The organism is Pseudoramibacter alactolyticus ATCC 23263 (assembly GCF_000185505.1).
In the GTDB taxonomy this organism is placed as follows: domain Bacteria; phylum Bacillota; class Clostridia; order Eubacteriales; family Eubacteriaceae; genus Pseudoramibacter; species Pseudoramibacter alactolyticus.
Map to the genome: position 1 here is coordinate 200,722 of NZ_GL622359.1, position 18,708 is coordinate 219,429.

The 18,708-nt window shown below is 56.4% G+C and carries 20 protein-coding genes and 5 tRNA genes; 22 read left to right on the forward strand and 3 right to left on the reverse strand.

What is annotated here, in order from left to right:
- Positions 1 to 32 precede the first annotated feature (32 nt).
- From hydF to HMPREF0721_RS00985, 7 genes are all read left to right on the forward strand, one after another.
- The gene (gene hydF, locus HMPREF0721_RS00955; protein ID WP_040640129.1) at positions 33 to 1,235 is read left to right on the forward strand and encodes a [FeFe] hydrogenase H-cluster maturation GTPase HydF; all 1,203 of its coding nucleotides are present in this window, start codon (positions 33 to 35) and stop codon (positions 1,233 to 1,235) included.
- Between the two features lie 31 nt (positions 1,236 to 1,266).
- Positions 1,267 to 2,313, forward strand: coding sequence for a [FeFe] hydrogenase H-cluster radical SAM maturase HydE (hydE, locus tag HMPREF0721_RS00960; protein WP_156788667.1), 1,047 nt, complete (start codon positions 1,267 to 1,269; stop codon positions 2,311 to 2,313).
- Positions 2,314 to 2,352: 39 nt separating this feature from the next.
- Positions 2,353 to 3,657, forward strand: a complete 1,305-nt coding sequence (locus HMPREF0721_RS00965) for a DNA polymerase Y family protein (RefSeq protein WP_006597642.1) — start codon at positions 2,353 to 2,355, stop codon at positions 3,655 to 3,657.
- Positions 3,658 to 3,755: 98 nt separating this feature from the next.
- Positions 3,756 to 5,126 carry a Mur ligase family protein gene (locus HMPREF0721_RS00970; protein ID WP_006597643.1) on the forward strand — a complete coding sequence of 457 codons (1,371 nt, stop codon included), beginning with the start codon at positions 3,756 to 3,758 and terminating at the stop codon, positions 5,124 to 5,126.
- Between the two features lie 11 nt (positions 5,127 to 5,137).
- A complete protein-coding gene (locus HMPREF0721_RS00975; protein ID WP_006597644.1) occupies positions 5,138 to 5,881 on the forward strand; it encodes a type 1 glutamine amidotransferase in 744 nt (247 codons plus the stop codon).
- 47 nt (positions 5,882 to 5,928) lie between these two features.
- Complete coding sequence (locus HMPREF0721_RS00980; RefSeq protein ID WP_006597645.1) at positions 5,929 to 7,119, forward strand: M20 metallopeptidase family protein; 1,191 nt, start codon at positions 5,929 to 5,931, stop codon at positions 7,117 to 7,119.
- Between the two features lie 16 nt (positions 7,120 to 7,135).
- Positions 7,136 to 7,876 carry a class I SAM-dependent DNA methyltransferase gene (locus HMPREF0721_RS00985; RefSeq protein WP_040639811.1) on the forward strand — a complete coding sequence of 247 codons (741 nt, stop codon included), beginning with the start codon at positions 7,136 to 7,138 and terminating at the stop codon, positions 7,874 to 7,876.
- A gap of 56 nt (positions 7,877 to 7,932) precedes the next feature.
- Here the strand turns inward: HMPREF0721_RS00985 and HMPREF0721_RS00990 are convergent, their stop codons facing one another.
- Complete coding sequence (locus HMPREF0721_RS00990; protein WP_040639812.1) at positions 7,933 to 8,532, reverse strand: cytidylate kinase-like family protein; 600 nt, start codon at positions 8,530 to 8,532, stop codon at positions 7,933 to 7,935.
- A 209-nt stretch (positions 8,533 to 8,741) separates the two neighbouring features.
- Between HMPREF0721_RS00990 and HMPREF0721_RS00995 the strand changes: the two genes are divergently transcribed.
- The 11 genes from HMPREF0721_RS00995 to scfA all read left to right on the forward strand — a co-directional run bounded on the left by HMPREF0721_RS00995 (position 8,742) and on the right by scfA (position 13,713).
- Positions 8,742 to 8,817 (forward strand) — tRNA-Val (locus HMPREF0721_RS00995).
- 6 nt (positions 8,818 to 8,823) lie between these two features.
- Positions 8,824 to 8,900 (forward strand) — tRNA-Asp (locus tag HMPREF0721_RS01000).
- Position 8,901: 1 nt separating this feature from the next.
- A tRNA-Phe gene (locus tag HMPREF0721_RS01005) sits at positions 8,902 to 8,977 on the forward strand.
- 10 nt (positions 8,978 to 8,987) lie between these two features.
- Positions 8,988 to 9,062: transfer RNA gene (locus tag HMPREF0721_RS01010), tRNA-Gly, on the forward strand.
- Between the two features lie 8 nt (positions 9,063 to 9,070).
- A tRNA-Cys gene (locus HMPREF0721_RS01015) sits at positions 9,071 to 9,144 on the forward strand.
- Between the two features lie 89 nt (positions 9,145 to 9,233).
- Positions 9,234 to 9,848, forward strand: a complete 615-nt coding sequence (gene ruvA, locus HMPREF0721_RS01020) for a Holliday junction branch migration protein RuvA (RefSeq protein ID WP_040639813.1) — start codon at positions 9,234 to 9,236, stop codon at positions 9,846 to 9,848.
- A gap of 20 nt (positions 9,849 to 9,868) precedes the next feature.
- The gene (ruvB, locus tag HMPREF0721_RS01025) at positions 9,869 to 10,930 is read left to right on the forward strand and encodes a Holliday junction branch migration DNA helicase RuvB (RefSeq protein WP_006597649.1); all 1,062 of its coding nucleotides are present in this window, start codon (positions 9,869 to 9,871) and stop codon (positions 10,928 to 10,930) included.
- Between the two features lie 14 nt (positions 10,931 to 10,944).
- Positions 10,945 to 11,994 (forward strand): tRNA preQ1(34) S-adenosylmethionine ribosyltransferase-isomerase QueA, encoded by a 1,050-nt coding sequence (gene queA / locus HMPREF0721_RS01030; RefSeq protein WP_006597650.1) that lies wholly within the window; start codon positions 10,945 to 10,947, stop codon positions 11,992 to 11,994.
- Positions 11,995 to 12,011: 17 nt separating this feature from the next.
- On the forward strand, positions 12,012 to 13,163 hold the full coding sequence (gene tgt / locus HMPREF0721_RS01035; RefSeq protein WP_006597651.1) for a tRNA guanosine(34) transglycosylase Tgt: 1,152 nt from the start codon (positions 12,012 to 12,014) through the stop codon (positions 13,161 to 13,163).
- Entirely contained in the window at positions 13,141 to 13,539 is a 399-nt protein-coding gene (yajC, locus tag HMPREF0721_RS01040; protein WP_050786932.1) for a preprotein translocase subunit YajC, read from the forward strand. Before tgt ends, yajC begins: the two co-directional genes overlap by 23 nt.
- Positions 13,540 to 13,572: 33 nt before the next feature.
- On the forward strand, positions 13,573 to 13,713 hold the full coding sequence (gene scfA / locus HMPREF0721_RS11390) for a six-cysteine ranthipeptide SCIFF (protein ID WP_083798117.1): 141 nt from the start codon (positions 13,573 to 13,575) through the stop codon (positions 13,711 to 13,713).
- On the opposite strand, the gene HMPREF0721_RS12025 is transcribed toward scfA, so the two are convergent.
- Complete coding sequence (locus HMPREF0721_RS12025; RefSeq protein WP_006597654.1) at positions 13,657 to 13,842, reverse strand: hypothetical protein; 186 nt, start codon at positions 13,840 to 13,842, stop codon at positions 13,657 to 13,659. The two genes, scfA and HMPREF0721_RS12025, sit on opposite strands and share 57 nt — an antisense overlap.
- On the opposite strand from HMPREF0721_RS12025, the gene scfB reads away from it, so the two are divergent.
- From scfB to HMPREF0721_RS01055, 4 genes are all read left to right on the forward strand, one after another.
- Positions 13,834 to 15,228, forward strand: a complete 1,395-nt coding sequence (gene scfB, locus HMPREF0721_RS01045) for a thioether cross-link-forming SCIFF peptide maturase (protein ID WP_006597655.1) — start codon at positions 13,834 to 13,836, stop codon at positions 15,226 to 15,228. The two genes, HMPREF0721_RS12025 and scfB, sit on opposite strands and share 9 nt — an antisense overlap.
- A 483-nt stretch (positions 15,229 to 15,711) precedes the next feature.
- Positions 15,712 to 15,873 (forward strand): hypothetical protein, encoded by a 162-nt coding sequence (locus HMPREF0721_RS01050; protein WP_242821839.1) that lies wholly within the window; start codon positions 15,712 to 15,714, stop codon positions 15,871 to 15,873.
- A gap of 1 nt (position 15,874) precedes the next feature.
- Entirely contained in the window at positions 15,875 to 16,021 is a 147-nt protein-coding gene (locus HMPREF0721_RS12030) for a hypothetical protein (protein WP_006597658.1), read from the forward strand.
- A 119-nt stretch (positions 16,022 to 16,140) separates the two neighbouring features.
- Positions 16,141 to 16,848 carry a hypothetical protein gene (locus tag HMPREF0721_RS01055; RefSeq protein WP_006597660.1) on the forward strand — a complete coding sequence of 236 codons (708 nt, stop codon included), beginning with the start codon at positions 16,141 to 16,143 and terminating at the stop codon, positions 16,846 to 16,848.
- 138 nt (positions 16,849 to 16,986) lie between these two features.
- On the opposite strand, the gene HMPREF0721_RS01060 is transcribed toward HMPREF0721_RS01055, so the two are convergent.
- Positions 16,987 to 18,495: an IMP dehydrogenase gene (locus tag HMPREF0721_RS01060; RefSeq protein WP_006597661.1), complete on the reverse strand. Its 1,509-nt coding sequence runs from the start codon at positions 18,493 to 18,495 to the stop codon at positions 16,987 to 16,989.
- Positions 18,496 to 18,708: the final 213 nt, after the last annotated feature.

The following is an 18,708-nucleotide window of genomic DNA, read 5'->3' on the forward strand; positions in this document are numbered from 1 at the left end:
TTGTGAAAAATCATGAGAAAGAAGGCAGCATTGTGGCAACATTAAACGAAACCCCGCTGGGCGAGCGGGTGCACATCGGCTTTTTTGGACGGCGCAACGCCGGCAAGTCGAGTCTGGTCAATGCGGTGACGGGTCAGGCCATGGCCGTCGTTTCGGAGACGGCCGGCACCACCACCGACCCGGTGGAAAAGACCATGGAGCTTTTGCCCATCGGGCCGGTGCTCATCATCGACACGCCGGGCACCGACGACGTCGGCGCCCTGGGCGAGAAGCGGGTGGCCCGGGCCCGGGAGGTGCTCGACCGGACGGATATCGCCGTGCTGGTGGTCGACGGGGCCGTGGGCCTAACGGCGGACGACAGACGCCTGCTCGCCCTCTTTGAGGAAAAACAGGTGCCCTATCTGGTGGTGATGAATAAATGTGACGTGGGCAGCGCGCGGATGCCGGCGGACAGCATCGCCGTTTCGGCGCGCACCGGCGAAGGCATCGAAGCCTTTAAAAAACGGCTGGCGGCTTTCGGCACGGCCGAACGGCGCCCCAAGGTCCTGGTGGGCGATTTGGTGATGTCGGGAGACATCGCGGTGCTGGTGATCCCCATCGACAGCTCCGCGCCTAAAGGGCGGCTGATTTTGCCCCAGCAGATGGTGATCCGCGATCTGCTCGACGCCGGCGCGACGGCCCTTTGCGCCCAACCCGGGCAGCTGGCAGGGGTTCTGGCGGACCTGAAGGCGCCGCCAAAGCTCGTGATCACCGATTCTCAGGTTTTTAAAGCGGTGGCGAAGCTCGTGCCGGAGGCGGTGCCGCTGACGTCCTTTTCGATTTTGATGGCACGCTACAAAGGGTTTCTTGCGCTGGCGGTGGCCGGCGCCGCAGCGATTAAAACCTTAAAAGACGGCGACCGGGTGCTTATCGCCGAGGGCTGCACCCATCATCGGCAATGTGAGGACATCGGCACGGTGAAGCTGCCCCGTTGGCTCGAAGCCTATACCGGCGCCCGCTTGGTTTTCGAAACGGTTTCCGGCAAGGGCTTCCCCGAAGATCTCACGCGCTACGCCCTGGCGGTGCATTGCGGCGGCTGCATGCTGGGCGAGCGGGCAGTGGTCAGCCGCATGCGGCAAGCGGCGGCCCAGCGCGTCCCGGTGACGAATTACGGCGTGGCCATCGCCCAGATGAACGGCGTTTTGGCGCGCAGCCTTGCGATTTTGCCGAGCCTGCAGCAGCGAGCGGCGGAGTGAAGATAACGAAAGCATGACGAAAGGAGAGCGGATGGATAACACGGCACTGATCGAGGAGCTGGCAAGACGCCGAACTTTACCGGCACAAGCGCTTGCTCAGCTGCTGACGACCCTCACCGAGGCGGAGGCCGAGACGCTTTACGTCCGGGCGCGGGCCGTGCGGGAGGCGCATTACGGCCGCGCGGTGTATCTGCGGGGGCTGATCGAGTTCTCCAACATCTGCCGCAACGACTGCCGCTACTGCGGCATTCGCCGGAGCAACGGCCGGATCGAGCGTTACCGCCTGACAGCCGAAGAAATTCTGGCCTGCTGCGATCAGGGCTATGCCCTCGGCTTTCGCACCTTTGTGCTGCAAAGCGGAGAGGACACTTATTATACCGATGACGCCCTGTGTGCGCTCGTCGCGCGGATCAAGCACGCCCATCCGGATTGCGCGGTGACGCTATCCCTCGGGGAAAAGGCGGCCGCCAGCTATCAGGCGTATTTCGACGCTGGGGCCGACCGCTACCTGCTGCGTCAGGAGACGACGGACCCAGCGCTTTATGCCCGGTGGCACCCCGAGGCGATGCGTCTTGGGCATCGGCTGCGCTGCCTCGAGACGTTAAAGCGCATCGGTTATCAGGTGGGGGCCGGCATCATGGTCGGCGCGCCGGGACAGACGGTTGAAAGCGTGGTCGCAGATTTGTTTTATATGCAGGCCCACGAATTCGAAATGGTGGGCATTGGGCCCTTTATTCCCCACAAAGATACGCCGTTTAAAACCGCGGTGGCCGGAACACTCGAAGACACCCTGCATCTGCTGGCGGTGATCCGGCTGATGATGCCCCGGGTGCTTCTGCCGGCGACGACGGCTTTGGGCACGATTCATCCCCTTGGCCGGGAAAAGGGCCTCCTGGCTGGTGCCAATGTGATGATGCCCAACCTCTCGCCGCCGGGGGTGCGATCCAAGTACATGCTTTATGACGGGAAGATCTGCACCGGGGACGAGGCGGTGGAGTGCCGCCTTTGTATGGAACGGCGCATCGCCAGCGCGGGCTGTCAGGTGGCGGTGGACCGCGGGGATTATTGCTTTGCGTAAACGGCGAAGCGGCATTGAAGGCAAGGAAAAGGAGCGGCGATGGCGCGAAGCATGCGGCCGGACGAGCGGCTGATTTATCACGTGGATGTCAACTCGGCGTATCTCTCGTGGACATCGGTGGCGAGGCTTGCCGTCGGGGAGAGTGATTTGCGGGGGGTGCCGGCCTGTGTGGGCGGCGATCCCCAGATGCGCCGCGGGGTGGTGCTGGCCAAATCCATCCCGGCGGGGCGATTGGGCGTGCGCACCGGGGAGCCTTTGGCCGCCGCCCGGCGCAAATGCCCGGAGCTGATCGTCGTCCCGCCGGATTTTGCGCTGTATCACCGCTTCAGCCGGGCCTTTAAAGCCATTTGCCGCGAGTACACGCCGATGGTTGAATCCTTTTCCATCGACGAGTGTTTTCTCGACATGACGGGCACCCGGGCAATGGCGGATCCGGCGGGCGCCGCCCGGGAACTGAAAGACCGCATCCGCCGGGAGCTGGGCTTCACCGTGAACGTGGGTGTCGGCACCAACAAGCTGCTCGCGAAGATGGCCGGCGGCTTCACCAAACCGGACCGGGTGCATACCCTTTTTCCGGAAGACATTCCGGCCAAATTATGGCCGCTGCCCGTCGGGGCACTGCTCTTTGTGGGCAAAAGCGCCGCGGGCAAGCTGACCCGCCGGGGCATTCGCACCGTCGGCGAACTGGCCCGGGTGGAGCCGGCGGCGCTCGAGGCGATCGTCGGCGAAAAAAACGGGCGCGCCCTGCATCGGTGGGCCAACGGCATCGACGACAGCCCCGTGGCGGCAGTGCGGGCGGCCGCCAAGGGCTATTCCACTTCGACAACGCTGGCCGACAACGTGACGGACCGGCCCCGGGCGCACCGCGTTTTGAAGGCGCTGGCCGATTCGGTGACGGCGCGGATGCGGGCGGACGGCAAGCGGGCGACCTGTGTCGGGGTGCACCTGCGCACCCATCGCTTCGTCAATCGATCCCGGCAGCGGGTTCTGGAGCGCCCGACGGATATTACCGCCGAAGTGGAGCGGTTGTCAAAGCAGCTGCTCGGCGAAGTCTGGGACGGAACGACGCCCCTGCGCCTGCTGGGCATCGCCCTGACGGGCATCACGGACAGCCGGGCGGAGCAACTTTCACTCTTCGGCGATGCGGCGCGGGAAAAAGAGCAGCGGGTGGACCGCACCATCGACGCGCTGCGCAAAAAATTCGGGCCGGATATTATCTCCCGGGGCGTGCGCCGGCCGGACGCAGGGCAGGCGGGCAAAAGCTACCGGGCGCTGATGGCGATGACGGCGGACGAGACCGCATCGGGAAAAAACCAAACGGACGGCGGCGAAACCAAATCCTGAGCGCGGATGCACCCTCGGCGGGCATCCGTGTTTTTTGATGCGCGCAAAGTCTGCGCGGCTATTGTCAAAATCTTTCGGGAAGTGTTATAATCATTCGCATGAAACTGCAAGCTTATTTATCCATCCTGGCATCGAAGATGACCAGAGGGCTGCTGCGCGCCGTGGGCCGCGGCGGTACCGATTTTCCCGGGCGGGTGGCGATGAAATTCGACCATCAGATTTTAAAGCGGGTGTCCCGCGGGGTGACCTGCATCATCGTGACGGGCACCAACGGCAAGACCACCAGCTCCCGGATGATTGAGCAGGCGCTGACGGACGCCGGCGCCTCTTTCTTTTGCAATAAATCCGGGGCAAACCTGATTTCCGGCATCACGGCCGAATTTATTGACAACGCAACCTTCGGCGGCCGCTGCAAAAAAGATTATGCGCTGATCGAATGCGACGAGGCGGCCTTTAAAGAGGTCTCGACCATGGTGAATGCCAAGGCAGTGGTGGTCACCAATATTTTCCGCGATCAGCTCGACCGCTACGGCGAGGTGACCCACACCCTGGACAATATTAAAATCGGCATCAGCCACAGCCCGAACGCGACGCTTTGTCTGAATGCCGACGATTCTCTGGTGGCGTCCATCGCGGGCGACTATGATAACCCGGTGATTTTTTACGGTGTCAACGTGCCGATCTATCAAAAGCGGGTGGCCGAGGTCTCCGACGCGCCCTACTGCATCAAGTGCAAGCACGAATACGTCTATGATTACACCACCTACGGCCATCTCGGGGGCTACCGTTGCCCGCACTGCGGCTATCGCCGACCGGAGCCGGCCGTCGCGGTAACGGAAGTCATCGCCAGCGACGCCGAGCATTCCGAGGTTACCATCGCCGTGGGGGACCAAACCTATCCGGCGACCATCAATCTGCCCGGCGGCTACAATATTTATAACGCCTGCGGCACAGTGGCAGCGGGCAAAGCGCTCCACTTCGATACCGAGACGGTGGTGCATTCGCTTTCGGCCTTTGCGGCGGGCTTCGGCCGGATGGAAAAATTTACGATCGACGGCACGGATATGCGCATGATTCTCGTCAAAAATCCGGCGGGCTGCAATCAGACGCTCAACTTCGTGACGAACACGACGGAACCCGCGGCGTTCGTCGTCTGTCTGAACGACCGGGACGCCGACGGCACGGACATCAGCTGGATTTGGGACGTGGATTTCGAGCAAATCGTCGCCATGGGCGACAAGCTGACGGTTCTTTACGTTTCTGGCGTGCGCGCGGACGAAATGGCCCTGCGCTTTAAATACGCGGGGATCCCCGAGGATAAGATGCAGGTGATTCCGGATTACGAAACGCTGATGCAGGCCTGCGCGGCCCAGGACCACCCGGTGTATATCATGCCGACTTACACCGCGATGATGGATCTGCGCGCGAAGATCACGAAGCTTTACGGCATTAAAAATTTCTGGGAATAAGGAGGCACCTGATGAATAATGCGAAGCAAACCCTGCGGATTTGCCATCTTTATCCGGATGTTTTAAACCTCTACGGGGACCGCGGCAACGTGATGTGCCTGACGAGGCGGCTTGAGTGGCGAGGTATTAATGCCGAGGTGACGGGGGTCTCGGTGGGCGAGACGCTTTATGCGGCGGATTACGATCTCTTTTTCATCGGCGGCGGCCAGGACTTCGAGCAGGAGGTGCTCCTGCCGGATCTCGCGGCGGGCAAGGCGGCGGAGATCGTCGCGGCCGTCGAAGACGGCAAGACCTTCCTCGCTATCTGCGGCGGCTATCAGATGCTCGGCCGGTATTATAAAACCTGGGACGGGCAGCAATGCGATTTCATCGGCGCGCTGGATCTTTATACCGTGGGTAAAAAGACGCGCATGATCGGCAATTATGCGTTCAGCTTCGACGACGTGCCGGGCACCGAGGTGGTCGGTTTTGAAAACCACTCCGGCAAGACCTGGCTGGGCAGCGGCGTGCGCCCGATGGGCAAGGTGCTCGCGGGACACGGCAACAACGGCGAAGACGGCACCGAGGGGGCGCGCTATAAAAACGTCTTTGCGACCTACAGTCACGGCTGCCTGCTGCCGAAAAACCCGGTGGTGTGCGACGCGCTGCTCGCCACGGCCTTCACCCGCAAATACGGTGCGGCTGAGCTTGAACCGCTGGACGACGACATCGAAAACAACGCCCACGCCGCCATGAAAAAACGGCTGCTGGGCTGACGCGCAGCAATGTTTTTAGAATCTTTTAGAAATCGAGGCAAGGTACAGTGAATAGAGCCAACAGGATAGCCATCGCCGAAAGCTATGGGGACGAGGCCGTCGCCATTCGCCGGGCGCTGCACCGCATCCCGGAGACCGGCTTTGAAGAACGCGAGACCCAAGCGTGGATCATGGATTATCTGGGGGCGCTGGGCTACGCGCCGGAGCCCATTGTGGACACGGGTGTGGCCCTTTTAATTCCGTCGGCGGACGGCAAGGACAGCGGATGCATCGTCTTTCGCGCGGACATGGACGCCCTGCCGGTCACCGAGCCGGCGGCGACGCCCTTCCACTCGGATCATCCGGGGATGATGCACGCCTGCGGCCACGACGGCCACATGACGATGCTCCTGCTTTTGGCCAAATGTCTGCACGATCATCCCGGGCTGCGTGCTCAGTCGGTGCTTTTGATCTTTCAGCCGGCCGAAGAGGGTCCCGGCGGGGCCGATCCGGTGTGTCGCTCCGGCATTTTTGAGCGAACCGGGGCCCGGGCCATCGTAGGCTATCATCTTTTTCCCGATGTGCCGGAGGGGACGATCACCATCGCGCCGGGGCCGGTGATCGCGATGAACTCGGAAATTTATCTGGATGTGCACGGCACGGCCAGTCATGCCGCTCATCCCGATCGGGGACAGGATGCCCTCGTCGCGGCGGCGCAGCTGGTGCTCGCCGTTCAGACCATTGCCTCCCGCAGCCTCGATCCCGAGGATGCGGCCGTGGTGCATCTGGGAACCATTAACGGCGGCACCCGGATGAACATCGTTGCGGATCATGTGGCACTGACGGGCACAATGCGCTCCTTCAGCGAAGGGGTGCATCAAACCATCCGGCGGCGCATCCGCGAGATTGCTGCGGGCATCGGGACGGCAAACAGCGTGACGATTGATGTGAAGTTCATCGATATGTATCCGCCGGTGGTCAACGACACGGCCTTGTATCGGGCGGTTCGGCCACTCATCGGCGGAAACGTTGCGCCCTTTGAAAAGCGTATGATCGCCGAGGACTTTGCCTATTACGGCAAGCATTTGCCGGCGCTGTTCATGGGGATCGGCGCGCGCAGCGAGGCCAAAGGCTTCACGGCCGAGCTGCACACCCCGGGCTTCGGATTTGACGAGAAAGTGCTGCTGCGCGGCCTTGAAACGGACCTGGCGATCGTCGCCGGCGTGCCGAGATCCTTTGACGGCACGGCTGAAGATTAGTGATGAAGGAGAAAAAGTGTACGCGGATTTTTCAAAAGTTTATGACGAGCTGATGCAGGAAATCGACTACGAAGCGTGGGGCGATTATCTCTTTCGCATCACCCTCAACGCGGCGCGGCCGATCAAAAAAGTGCTGGAATTCGGCTGCGGCACCGGCAATATCACTTTGGAACTGGCAAAGAAGGGATTTGAGGTGACGGCGGTGGACCTGTCAGAGGAGATGCTCACCGTGGCCGACGAGAAAGCGGACACTGCCGGACTTCCTGTGCGCTTTTTTAAAGGGGATATGAGCAATTTCCGCATCGACGAGCAGTTTGACGCGGTGTTTTGCTGCTGCGACAGCGTGAATTACCTGCCGACGATGCAGGATGTGGAGAATTTTATCATCTGTGCCAGCGAGGTGCTGGCGCCCGGGGGCATGCTGATTTTCGATATGAACACGCCGGAAAAATTTAAAAATGTGATAGGGAATAACACCTTTGTCTATAATTTCGATAACGTATTCTGCGTTTGGGAGAATCGACCGGATGCGGAGGGCGAAAAGGTGACCTATGATCTGTCTTTTTTTGTGAAGCGAGACGACGGCCTGTATGAACGCTTTGAAGAAACTCAGGCGCAGTACAGCTATCCGGTGGAAGACGTGTTTAAAATGCTCAAGGTGCCGGCGTTTAAAAATGCGAAAATCTATGATTTTGGAACGTTCTTGGCGGGCGGCTCCCTTAATGACCGGGTGCAGTTTGTCGCCGAGAAGCGCTGACCGAACAAAATAAAAAACCTCGCAACGGCGTTGCGAGGTTTTTTGTTTTTGAAAATTTATAGATGACGATAGACGGCGGCCAGCAGATCAACGGCCTCCTGCACACTGAAGATGGAAGCATCAAAGGCCATGTCATACTGACGCAGATCGTTCCAGTCCCGATCGGTGTAGTAGTTGTAGTATTGACGGCGGCGCTTGTCCATCTTCTTTACGACGCTGGCGGCGTCCCGCTCCGAAAGCTGATCCCGTTTGCAAACCGTTTGAATGCGGAAGTTCAGCGGCGCGTAAATAAAGATATGCCGGCTGTCCGTTTTTTCCCGGAGAATATAGTCGGCGCAGCGCCCAACGATGATGCAGTCTTCATCTTCAGCGATCTGTTTGATAACCTTCGATTCAGCGCGGAATGCGGCGTCGTTCACCGTTTCGACAGAGATGTATCCCCGGCCGATATCATAATTGGCGATTTCGTAGAACCAGGGATTGGCCTTGCTTTCATCCGCCTTTTGAACCATTTCTTCCGAAAGATTGGTCTTTTCGGCCGCCAGATGGATGATCTCCTTGTCGTAAAATCCAATATTTAATACTTTGGCAAGTTTTTGAGCGATGGCACGGCCGTTGCTGCCAAACTCTCTGCCAATCGTAATTACTTTACCCATGACAATGCCTCCTTTCATGAGTTTTTATGACTAAAGTATAACATGTTTTGCAAACATTTGCATTAAGAACGGAAAAAATAGGGAGTAGTCTTAATTTTTTAAAAGAAAAGAGCGCCAGACGTTAAAAATAAACAGCCATTTTTTCGAAAAAAATAATTGACAGAAATGGTCTTTTATCGTATTATAATACCTGTGCTTCATGACAGTACGGTCGCTTAGCTCAGCTGGGAGAGCACCTGCCTTACAAGCAGGGGGTCACAGGTTCGAGCCCTGTAGCGACCACCATCAGATGGCCAGGTAGTTCAGTTGGTTAGAATGCCAGCCTGTCACGCTGGAGGTCGAGAGTTCGAGTCTCTTCCTGGTCGCCATGCCCAGATAGCTCAGTCGGTAGAGCAGGGGACTGAAAATCCCCGTGTCGGTGGTTCGATTCCGCCTCTGGGCACCACTTAATGAATGCGGAAGTGGCTCAGTGGTAGAGCATCGCCTTGCCAAGGCGAGGGTCGCGAGTTCAAATCTCGTCTTCCGCTCCATTTTTTGCGGTGGCATAGCCAAGCGGTAAGGCACAGGTCTGCAACACCTTTATCCCCAGTTCGATTCTGGGTGCCACCTCCATTCGAAAAATGAACGCTAAACCAGCATGGTTTGGCGTTTTTTGCTATCTGAAACCAATGTGTTATGGCGCAACCAAACGGAGGAACGACGTGTTTGAATATATCAAAGGGGAGCTTTCGGCGCAATCGGCCGATACCGTGGTGATCGAGAATAACGGCATCGGCTACCGGGTGCACGTGTCGCTGACGACCATTGCCGAATTGCCGCCGCTGCATGAGCAATTAAAGCTTTTGCTCTATCCGGCTTTTCGCGAGGACGACGTCACCCTCTACGGCTTCGCGACGGCCGAAGAGCGCGGGCTTTTCGGCACGCTCATCAGCATCTCGGGCATCGGGCCCAAGGCGGCGATGGGGCTGTTGTCTCAATTTGCCGAGCCCGAGCTCATCCGGCACATTGTGAACGCCGACGCTAAGGCCATTGCCCGGGCGCCGGGCATCGGCAAGAAAACCGCCGAACGCATCATCTTAGAGCTTAAGGATCGATACAAAGACGTTGTGGCGGAGGAAGGGGATGCGCCGGTCGGGGGCGCCACGGCAAAACTCCGGGCGGCGGACAATCTGACCAACGAGGGCGTCAATGGGCTGCTCGGGTTGGGCTATACCTATGCCGAGGCGTCGGACTTGGTGGCGCGGGCGCTGGCGCCGGATATGACTATCGAGGAGCTGCTCACGGCGGCGCTGGCACTGGCTGCTTCCGGGCGTTAGGGCGATGAGGAATCAGCATCATGAAAGATCGCATTATCACAACTGAATTTACCGAGCCGGACATCGAGATCGAAAGTTCCCTGCGCCCGACCAGCCTGGAAGAATACATCGGGCAGAGCCGGGTAAAAAAACAGATGGGGATTTTTATCGCCGCGGCGAAAAATCGGGGAGAATCCCTCGACCACGTGCTGCTTTACGGCCCGCCGGGGTTGGGCAAGACCACGCTGGCTAATATTATCGCCGGCGAGATGGGTACTCATATTCGCATCACCTCGGGACCGGCCATCGAAAAACCGGGGGATCTCGCTTCTATTTTGACGGGGCTGAAAGCCGGAGACGTGCTTTTCATCGATGAAATTCATCGGATGCAGCGCCAGGTGGAGGAAGTGCTTTACCCGGCGATGGAGGACTTCGCCCTGGATATCATCATCGGCAAGGGGCCGGGGGCCAAGAGCGTTCGCCTGGATCTGCCGCGGTTCACCCTGGTGGGGGCGACCACCCGGGCGGGGCTGCTCTCGGCACCGCTGCGCGATCGTTTTGGCGTGGTGCAGCGGCTCGAGCTTTACGATGCGGCCGATCTTTCGGCCATTGTGCGCCGCTCCGCCGGGATTCTAAACATTGATCTGGATGAAGCCGGCGCTATGGAGCTCGCGCGCCGCAGCCGGGGCACCCCGCGCATTGCTAACCGATTGCTCAAGCGGGTGCGGGACTACGCCGAGACCGAGGGCAGCGGTCACATTGATTTGGCGACGGCCCGGCGGGCCCTCGCGCTGTTTGAAGTGGACGACAAAGGCCTCGACGATATCGACCGGCTGATGCTGCGCACCATCGCTGAAAAATTTGACGGCGGACCGGTGGGGCTTAACACCCTGGCGGCGGCCATCGGTGAAGAGCCCGGCACCATCGAAGAGGTTTATGAGCCGTATCTGATGCAGCTGGGATTCTTGTCGCGAACGCCCAGCGGGCGCATCATCACCTCGGCGGGATGCCGGCATTTGGGCATCGCGCCGCGCACCGGCAAGGGCGACGGTCAGCAGATTTCGCTGTCGGCACTGCACGCCGAAAACGCAGAAGACGACTAAGGCAGGAGCATCATTTGGAAACTTTACGAACAGAGGATTTTTATTATGATTTGCCGGAGCGGCTGATCGCCCAGACGCCGGCCGAAAAGCGGGACGACTCCCGGCTGATGGCCATCAACCGCGCGACGGACGCGATTGAGGACCGGCATTTTCACGACATCATTGATTATCTGAATCCCGGCGATCTCCTGGTGATGAACGATACCAAGGTCCTGCCGGCGCGCATCTTCGGCCGGAAGGCCGACACCGGGGCCAGGGTGGAGCTTTTGTTGCTCACGCGTCTGGACGATTATCGCTGGGAAACCATGGTGAAGCCCGGGCGCAAGGCGCGGCCGGGAACGACGCTGGATTTTTATGATGCGGCGGGCGCACGGGTGCTGCGCGGCACCATCGAGAAAACCGTCGACGGCGGGCTGCGGGTGATTCGTTTTGAATACGACGGGGTGTTTGAGGCTATTTTAGACGTTATCGGCACGATGCCGCTGCCGCCCTATATTCATGAAACCCTCGAGGATCAAAGCCGTTACCAGACCGTTTATGCCGAACACGATGGTTCGGCGGCGGCCCCGACGGCGGGGCTTCACTTTACCGATGCGTTGCTCGGCGCCATTGCGGCCAAGGGCGTGGGCCTCGCCAAGGTGACGCTGCACGTGGGGATCGGCACCTTCCGCCCGGTAAAGGCCGCAAACATCCGCGAGCATCACATGCATTCGGAGCGTTATCTCGTGCCGAAAGAAACGGCCGAAGCCATCGCGGCGACCAAAACGGCTGGCGGTCGGATCATCGCTGTGGGCACCACCACTGTGCGCACGCTGGAAAGTGTGGCCAGGGATCACGACGGAAAAATCGTGGCGGCCGGCGGCAGCACGGACATTTTTATTTATCCGGGATTTCACTGGCAGGTGGTGGACGCGCTGATCACCAATTTTCACCTGCCCGAGTCCACGCTGCTCATGCTGGTGTCTTCCTTTTACGATCGAAAAAAAATCCTCGCGGCCTATCAACACGCCATCGACGAAAATTACCGCTTTTTCAGTTTTGGCGACGCCATGTTTTTATATTAACACAGGGGAGCAGCGTTTTGTTTCGATACGAACTGATCAAAAAAGATAAATACACCGGGGCACGGCTCGGCCGCATCATCACCGACCACGGCGAGATCGAAACGCCGATCTTCATGCCGGTGGGCACCCAGGCCACGGTGAAGTCCATGAACAATCGGGAGCTTGAAGACATCGGGGCCCAGATCATTCTGGGCAACACCTATCACCTTTACCTGCGCCCGGGAGAAGACATCATGGCCAAAGCCGGCGGGCTGCACCGCTTCATGCACTGGGACAAGCCGATTCTCACCGATTCCGGCGGCTTTCAGGTGTTCTCCCTGGGGCCGATGCGCAAGATCACCGAGGAAGGCGTGCACTTTGTTTCTCATCTGGATGGTTCCCGTCACTTCATGACGCCGGAAAAGTCCATCCACATGCAAAACGTCATCGGGGCAGATATTATCATGTGCTTCGATGAATGCGCGCCGGCCGACGCGGATTATGCTTATACGAAAAAATCCACGGCCATGACGACGCGCTGGGCGGCACGCTGTCAGGCGGCCCACAAGCGTCCGGATGCACAGGCGCTGTTTGGTATTGTGCAGGGGGGCATGTTTGACGATCTGCGGGCAAAGAGCGCTGCGGATTTGGTCGCCATGGATTTTCCGGGTTACGCCATCGGCGGGCTGAGCGTCGGGGAAAGCCACGACAAGATGTATCACATGCTCGACGTGACAACGCCGCTTTTGCCGGAGAACAAGCCCCGTTATTTGATGGGCGTCGGTTCGGTGGACGCGCTGATTGAGGGCGTGATCCGCGGCATCGACATGTTTGACTGCGTGCTCCAGACGCGCATCGCGAGAAACGGCACCGCTATGACATCCGAGGGCAAGAAGGTTATCCGCAACGCGGTTTATCAGGCGGATTTCTCTCCGCTGGATCCGGCATGCGACTGCTATGTGTGCCGCAATCACACCCGGGCTTATCTGCGCCATCTGATTAAATGCAAGGAAATATTGGGCGCGCGGTTGTTGACATATCATAATTTATATTTTACACTTAAACTAATGGAAAAAATTCGGGAAGCGATCCGAAACGATGCTGTGCTGGAGTTGCGCGACTCGGTTTTTTGCCAATACGGAATTGAAAAGATAGGAGTTTATGAAAATGCAGGGAAATCCATTGGTTAATATTTTGCCGGTCATCATCTTGGCCGTGTTTTTATATTTTGTGATGATCCGCCCGCAGAGCAAGCGGCAGAAAAAAGTGAATGATATGCTGGCCAATATGAAAATTGGCGACGAAGTCATGACAGCCGGCGGATTTTATGGTATTATTAACGCGTTGGATGACGAAAACGTCGTTTTGGAGCTCTTGCCGGATTTCCAAAAGGTGATGATCCGCAAGCAGTCCATTGTCAAGGTGATCACCGCGCAGGATGAAGAAGCCGACGCGCCCGCAGAAGCGGAAGAGGCGGAAGCTTCAAAAGCGGCGGAACCGCAGGATCAGCCGGCGGCCGAACAGCCGGAAGCGACGGACACAGCGTCAGAATCCGAAAACGCATAAGCATCACAGAGGAACAAAGGAAGGGGTATCATCATGAAACACGTAAAGATTATCAGCAAGGGCCGTCTTTGTGATACGAAGAACAAAGGCTGCGGCGAATGCCAGACATCCTGCCAGTCAGCTTGCAAAACCTCCTGCACCGTTGGGAATCAGCAGTGCAAAAACGTTCAGTAAAATCTGAATGACGTCAGCGCCAAACAGGCAGATGCGGATTTGTCCGGTCTGCCTGTTTTTATGTTCGACGCCCTTTGATAACGCTAACCAGAGGAACGCTAAAACAAGAAGAGGAACCCAATGATCCATAAATTTTATCTCAACGGTTATTATATCGTGCTCGACGTGGCCAGCGGCACCCTGCTCTCCGTCGACCGGATGACCTACGACATTCTGGACGATTACAAGCTCGCCGACAAAGCGGCGATTGTCGCCAAATGGCAAAACCGTTACGATCTGAATGAACTGGCAGAGGCCGTGGACGAGATCGCCGAACTTGAAGCAGGTGGCATGCTTTATGCGAAAGATGATTACGATCCGATGGTCTATCAGAACTACAATCTGATTAAATCCATGTGTCTGAATGTGGCCCACGACTGCAATCTGCGCTGTGCCTATTGCTTTGCCTCCCAGGGGGATTTTAACGGCGACCGGGATCTGATGCCCCTGGAAGTCGGCAAGAAGGCTTTCGATTTTCTGGTGGCCCAGTCCAAAAACCGGCACAACCTCGAGGTGGACTTTTTCGGCGGGGAGCCGCTGATGAATTTTAGGGTCGTCAAAGATTTGGTGGCCTATGGGCGCAGCCTTGAAAAGGAATATAACAAGCGCTTTAACTTTACGATGACCACCAATGCCGTGCTGCTGAATGATGAGAACATGCGCTGGATCGACGACAATATGAACAATGTGGTGCTCAGTCTCGACGGGCGCAAGGCCGTGAACGATCATATGCGCAAAACGGTGAGCGGCGGCGGTTCCTTTGATGTCATTATTGAGAATATCAAAAAAATGGCTGCCCTGCGCGAGGCCAGCGGCAAGGAATATTATGTCCGCGGGACCTACACCAAAAACAATCTCGATTTCGGAAAGGATGTGGAATTCTTGGCGAAGCAGGGGTTTCGCTCGGTCTCCGTGGAGCCGGTGGTCACCGATGAAACCAAAAACTACGCGATCCTCGAGGGAGATGTCGATAGGATCAAGGCGGAATACGATCGCCTGGCGCTGGCCTATCTCGACAAAGAAGCCAAGGGCCTCGACTATCTTTTTTATCATTTCATGGTGAATCTGGACGCCGGCCCCTGCGTGTATAAGCGCATTTCGGGCTGCGGCGCCGGCCGGGACTATGTGGCCGTAACGCCCCAGGGCACGATTTATCCCTGCCATCAATTTGTGGGCAACGACGATTTTATCATGGGGAACGTGGACGAGGGGATTACCAACCCGCAGATCAAGGAGACCTTTATGGGCGCCAATCTCTTGAAGAAGGAGGCCTGCAGGGAGTGCTGGTGCCGTTATTTCTGCGGCGGGGGCTGTCATGCCAATGCCTGGAATTTTAATCACACGGTGATGGAACCTTATGACGTTTCTTGTGAGATTGAAAAACGCCGGGTGGAAAACGCCCTGATGATCAAAATTGTTCAGGATGAACGTGCCACTGCCGAATCCGAAATGATTGCAGGTGTTAAAGAAGCATAAAACGCAAGGGCAAACATTTTCAAAATGTTTGCCTTTGCGTTTGACAGAAATCATTTGGTTTTCTATAATAAAGCTATCCCGAGCTGTGGTTGTAAGTCGAAGCCAGTCGCAGGCAAAACGATCCACGTAAGTTTAACCAAAAAAGCAAATAAAACGATCATGGTGCGGCCTAGATGTAAGTCCAGCCGCGCGGCTTTGCATTCTGCGAGGCTGCGGCGAGAGAAGGGGCGTAAGATAATATCAAGCTAAGCTTCCAGCTGGCGGGTGTGGGGGCAAAGACCAGGTCAGTCGGGGTGCTGGGGATTCATTTTCAATGGATCCTTTTTTTATTGGCGTAAAATGCCGGCGAGTGTTTATCGACGGTATGAAAAAGAAAAAGCTTTTTGCGGACAAAAAATAGCGAAAACGCTTGCGGGGGGGTAGTTAAGCTATAATAAATAAAGACGATCCATGAATCTTGTAAAAATTAAAGGAGTGCAAGCGATGAAAAAAACCAGAAAAACACGGGGCGACTGCACGGTCGGCAGCTTTGAGAAAAAGCACGGCCTATCTGCCGGTACAATTCGGAATAAAGACGGCCGGGATACCCGAAGCGATAAGAAAATTGAAACCATTCGAAAAGAGCTGGAGAGGGGAAAGTACTGAGATGGACAATAAGTGGAAGATTATTTTGCTGGTGGCATTAGTGATTTACATCGCGTCGCCGATTGATCTGGCTCCCGGCCCGATTGATGACGCGATTCTCGGTTTGATCGGGATGATTGCCGGAAGAAATAGTCTTAAAAAATCATGAAGGCGTCGATAGGTACCAGAAAAAAATTCATTTAAGAAGCTGTAATGAAAGTGTTAAATATAATCTTTGCTATTATTTAATACAGTTGTAATAATAACGATTGAAAGGAGCAAGAGAAAATGAGTTCGGCAAGAAAACAGTTCGCTGTCATTGTATGTTTAATGTTAGCAATATCAATGCTGACCGGGTGTGGATCTGAAGCAAAGAAGGAAATGCAGACAGCGGTTTCTTCTGCGAATGAATTGATTGAAAAAACGGGAAAGCCCTATGATGCCGCAACCAAAAAGAACCTTGAGAAAGCCATTGCAAGTGCGGACGGAGCTAAAGACGATGATGCCTATGTAAAGGTTACGAAAAAAGTAAAAACGACAGCAAGGGCGTATCAGAACAGTGTAAAACAACTGAAGCAGGTAACCAATCCGAAAGAAGCATTCTTAATCGAACGTGCTAAAACGGTAGGTACGATCACAAACGTTGAAACGGCTACAGAAGAAAATGATCCCAATAAGCTATTGGGTAAGTCTGATGGATACACTTCCTATATTGCGATGAAATCATCTTTAGTTACAGATGATTACTATAAAGATATGTCGCCTGTTGAAGCGGGAGTTAATGGTGGCGCGGTAATTGAGGCCTATAAAACGAAAAAAGACGCCAAAGCGAGAGAGAAATATCTCGCATCATTTGATGGAAGTGGCGCACTTTCATCCGGCTCTCACATGGTTATTGGTACCTTGGTTGTGAGAACTTCCAATGAGCTCACCGCAACACAGCAAAAGGAACTGGAGAAAAATATCATTGATGCGTTAATTCGACTTGAGGACTAACGCAATCTAATATTTGTCAAATTTTGGTCTGCAGGGGATCCTGCAGGCTTTTTTATTTTGAAGAAATCACGTAGAAGGTATGGTTTTCCACATACAAAAACGGCCTGATCATAGAGGGATCAGGTCGTTGCAAAAAGTTTAGCGGATGGGCTGAACATTGGTGTCCTTGAGGATAACATCGTGGGCGCCGCCCTCGGTGATGCTGGTGGCGGAGACCAGGGTGAGCTTGGCGTTTTGCTGGAAGTCGGAAATGCTGAGGGCGCCGCAGTTGCACATGGTGGAGCGGATTTTGGAGAGCGTCCCGGTCACGTTGTCGTGCAGGCTGCCGGCATAGGGCACGTAGGAATCGACTCCCTCTTCAAAAGAGAGCTCCTTCTTGCCGCCCATGTCGTAGCGCTGCCAGTTGCGGGCGCGGCTGCTGCCCTCGCCCCAGTACTCCTTCATATAGTTGCCGTTGATGGTGACGGTTCGAGTCGGGCTTTCGTCAAAGCGGGAGAAGTAGCGGCCGAGCATCACGAAGTCGGCGCCCATGGCCAGGGCCAGGGTGATATGATGGTCGTACACGATGCCGCCGTCGGAGCAGATGGGGATGTAGACCCCGGTTTCTTTGTAGTATTCATCCCGGGCGCGGGCCACTTCGATCACTGCGGTGGCCTGGCCGCGGCCAATGCCTTTTTGTTCGCGGGTGATGCAGATGGAGCCGCCGCCGATCCCGACTTTGACGAAGTCCGCTCCGGCTTCGGCCAGGAAGCGAAAGCCTTCGGCATCGACCACGTTGCCGGCCCCAACCTTGACGCGGTCCCCGTAGTGCTCGCGGATCCAGCCGAGGGTCAGGCGCTGCCATTCGGTAAAGCCTTCAGAGGAGTCGATGCAGAGTACATCGGTCCCGGCGTCGATGAGGGCCGGCACCCGTTCGGCATAATCCCGGGTGTTGATGCCGGCGCCGACAAGATAGCGCTTTTTGGAATCGAGCAGCTCCAGCGGGTTGGATTTATGCACAGAATAATCTTTGCGGAAAACGAAATAAGCAAGGGTGCCGTCCTTGTTGATGATCGGCAGGGTGTTGAGCTTGTTGTCCCAGATGATGTTGTTGGCTTCTTTGAGGGTGGTGCCCTCCGGTGCGGAGACGACCTTGTCCTTGGGGGTCATGAAGGCTTTGACTTTGGTGGCCGGATCCATGCGGCTGACGCGGTAGTCCCGGCTGGTGACAATGCCGAGGAACTGGCCGTTGGCGGTGCCGTCGCTGGTGATGGCGACGGTGGAGTGGCCGGTGCGCTGCTTGATATCCAGGCAGTCCTGCATGGTGTCTTCCGGAGAGAGGTTGGTGTCAGAGGGCACAAAGCCGGCTTTATAGGCCTTGACCCGGGCGACCATTTCCGCTTCGTCCTCGACGGACTGGGAGCCGTAGATAAAAGAGATGCCGCCTTCCTGGGCGAGGGCAATGGCCATCTTTTCGCCGGAGACCGACTGCATGATGGCGGAAACCATGGGGATATTGATGAACAGCGCCGGAGCTTCGCCTTTTTTGAACTTGACCAGCGGAGTCTTGAGGTCGACATTGTCGGGGATGCATTCGGCGGAGGAATAGCCGGGAACAAGCAGATATTCGTTAAAAGTGCGGGACGGTTCGTCAAAAAATTGTGCCATATTTTCTCCTTGCTTAAATGGGTTGGGAATGTACGGAAAAACGATACGGAAACGATTGAATCCACCGGATACAGAGAGAGCAATAACCTCACGATTATTGCTCTTGCGTTGGATTCCGAATATTTTTAAACAGTATATAAGTTTTGGCATCGGGTGTCAAGCGATGAAATGCTTCCCAAAAGGAAATAATCACAGCGAAGGGCGGCCGGCGAT